At 59.9% G+C, this 3,031-nt stretch carries 1 protein-coding gene and 1 pseudogene; both read left to right on the plus strand.

What is annotated here, in order from left to right:
* Nucleotides 1–350: 350 nt before the first annotated feature.
* Nucleotides 351–920, plus strand: a pseudogene (locus tag GNF76_RS29150) (FecR family protein); the annotation flags it as partial.
* Between the two features lie 128 nt (nucleotides 921–1,048).
* A partial coding sequence (locus GNF76_RS29155; protein WP_155586493.1) for a TonB-dependent receptor occupies nucleotides 1,049–3,031 on the plus strand: 1,983 nt, incomplete at its 3' end.

The raw sequence follows: 3,031 nt of genomic DNA on the forward strand, positions 1-3,031 counted from the left end.
GCCCCCCGCCAAGCGCAGGGTGTTTTGCGTTCGCGACATTGTTTGTACACCTACGCCTCAGTGCTGCTTGCCCATTCCGTCAGATGCACGCAGAATCAAATCCCGCGTTGCACATGGCCGGGCATGGATGCAACCTTGCTAGGATTGCAGGGCAATACGGAATTAACCCAGCTCTCAAGGCTGGGTTTTTTACGTCCAAAATTTGTATGGGAGGCCATAGTCGGGAAAACCATACCCCCAGCCTGCTGTACTTAACAAATCGGTTTGAGAGGGCGTCTTGCGGCGAGACTTTCACCCACAACATCGCGCCCATACTGAGTACATCAAAGAGAAGCCCGCATGCGCGGGCTGTCAATGCCAATACGCGTTTGCGGGTGGACTTCACTGCCCATCAACGCACCGTTCACCTGGACCAGGGTCAACTGTACATCGAGGTGGCCGCCGACAAGGAGCGGCCACTGTTCGTACAAGCGGGCGAGGCCAATGTGCGAGTGGTGGGCACCGGTTTCGATGTGCGGCGCAGCCAGCAGCAACTGGTGGTCAGCGTTGCCCACGGCCAGGTGGCATTCGATCCCGACCCCAAGGCGCAAGCCACCTTGCTCGGCGCACAGCAACGCGCCACCTACAACTACGCCAAGGGCACCTTGCAACAGCAAACCCTCAACGCCAGCGAGGTTGCCGACTGGCGCAGCGGGCACCTGTCATTTCGCAATCGCGAACTGGCCAGCCTGATCGATGAGTTGAGCCTGTATCGCCCCGGTGCCAGCTTTCAAGTGGATAACGCCGTGGCGCAGTTGAAGGTATCGGGCAACCTGGACGTGAATGATCCAGACGCCCTGCTCAACGCTCTACCGGCCCTGCTGCCGGTGAAAACCGTGGCCCTGGCCGACGGAAAAGTCAGGATCGAAGCCCGCAAGTAGCGTTCACAACTCCACACTTAAGAATATTTTTCATTCGCATGTGTGGATTTTTTTGCCTGCCGCGTCTTCCTCCCGTCTGCGTTTGATACGCATGCCTTTCTGGCACTTTTGCCGCTTTGGGGGATTTCATGTTTCGCGCGCCTTATCACGTCCAGCACCTGCTTCTTCGACCGACACTCATCGCTTCGTGCCTGGCCTTCAGCCTGCACGCCCAGGCCGAGTCGTTCACCCTGCAACTGCCCGTCCAGTCCCTGGCCACATCCCTGAGTCAGGTGGCGCAACAGGCGAACATCCAGTTGCTGTTCGATGAAGCCCTGCTGAAAAACGTCCAGGCGCCCGCCCTCAAAGGCGAATACACCCCGGAAGTGGCAATCCGTACCTTGCTGAAAAACGGTGAGTTCACCCTGATCAAGGTCGGCAGCACCTACGTCGTGCGTCCCGACGAGGGCAAGACCACCAACAGCGGCACTGTCCAACTCGACGCCTTGAGTGTGATCGGCACCGGCAATCAAGTGGACTCCACCACGGTCGGCCGCTCCACCCTGACCCAGGCCGATATCGACCGCTACCAGCCCAGCAACATTCCCAGCCTGCTCCAGACGCTGCCAGGCATCAGCATGGGTGGCTCGATGAAACCCGGCGGCCAGACCATCAACATTCGCGGCCTGGGGGATGCCGAGGACGTACCACTGACCGTCGACGGTGCGGCCAAGAGTAGCTTCGAGCGCTATCAACAAGGCACCGTGTTCATCGAGCCCGAGTTGATCAAAAGTATCGAGGTAGAGAAAGGCCCGCATTCGGCCTTCACCGGTAATGGCGGTTTTGGCGGCACGGTCAATATGATCACCAAGGATGCCCCCGACCTGCTCAGGGACGGTCGCAATACCGGCGCGATGCTCAAATACAGTTACGCCAGTAATGACCATCAACAGGTCTATAGCGGTGCCGTCTACGGCCGCACCGATGACGGTCGTTTCGACGCACTGGCCTATCTGACCCAGCGTGACGGCGGCGACATGAAGCTGGCCGCGACGCTGCCCGACCCTGGCAATAACTACCCGATCAACCCCAAGCGCTTGCCCAATAGCGCCCAGGATGTGGACGGCAAGCTATTCAAGCTCAACATGCACCTCACCGACGAACACAGCGTCGGTCTGTCCTATTCCCGTTCCCACAGCCAGCGCTGGACACCGTTTTCGGCCGCAAGCTACCCCTCGCCGCCGAGCCAGGCCTACATCAACAGGTATGGTTATGAGGGCGCGCTGAAAGGCTTCCTGGCCAATCGCGACACCGTCGACACCACCTGGTCGACCAAGTACCAATACCAGCCAATGGACAATCCACTGGTGGACCTGAAACTCAGCTACTCGGAATCCAACACCGACCAGACCGACGAGCGCGACGCCAATGCGCTCTTTTCCCTGGCCACGGGCGGCCGGAAGATGGACACCGCCTACAAAGACCGGATTCTCGAACTGCGCAACACCAGCCTGTTTGCCACCGGGCCACTGGAACATGCCGTGACCACGGGGGTGCAGGTCCGCAAACACAACCGCGACACCGAAATGTGGATGCCGGGCTCCACTTACAACACCGCCAAGCATAACTACGGGCACTTCCAGCCCGCCTTCATGCCCCGCGGCAAGGTCGACACCAACAGCTTCTTTGTCCAGGACGCAGTGACCCTGGGCGACGTGACGATCACGCCCTCCCTGCGCTATGACCATGTGCGCAACCGTGGCGAAGGCAACGATGCGCCGTACTACAACAACCCGGTCCCAAGCGTTGGCCACGACTACAGCGACCGCACCTACACCGGTTGGTCACCGCGCCTGGCAGCGTTCTGGACCGTCACGCCGAACGTGGCGATGTTCGCCAACTGGAGCAGGACTTGGCGCGCGCCGGTGATTGACGAACAATACGAAGTCCAGGGGTTCGGCAACCGCACCGCCACCAGCGTCGACCTCAACCCGGAACGCATCACGGCGATCACCGTGGGCAACATCACCAACTTTGCCAACGTCGTCGCCAATGGCGACAACCTGCAACTGCGCACGACGCTCTTCCATAACCGGATCGAGGACGAGATTTTCAAAGCCACCGGCGTCGGC

The sequence above is a fragment of the Pseudomonas spelaei genome, from assembly GCF_009724245.1.
Classification (GTDB): Bacteria; Pseudomonadota; Gammaproteobacteria; order Pseudomonadales; family Pseudomonadaceae; genus Aquipseudomonas; species Aquipseudomonas spelaei.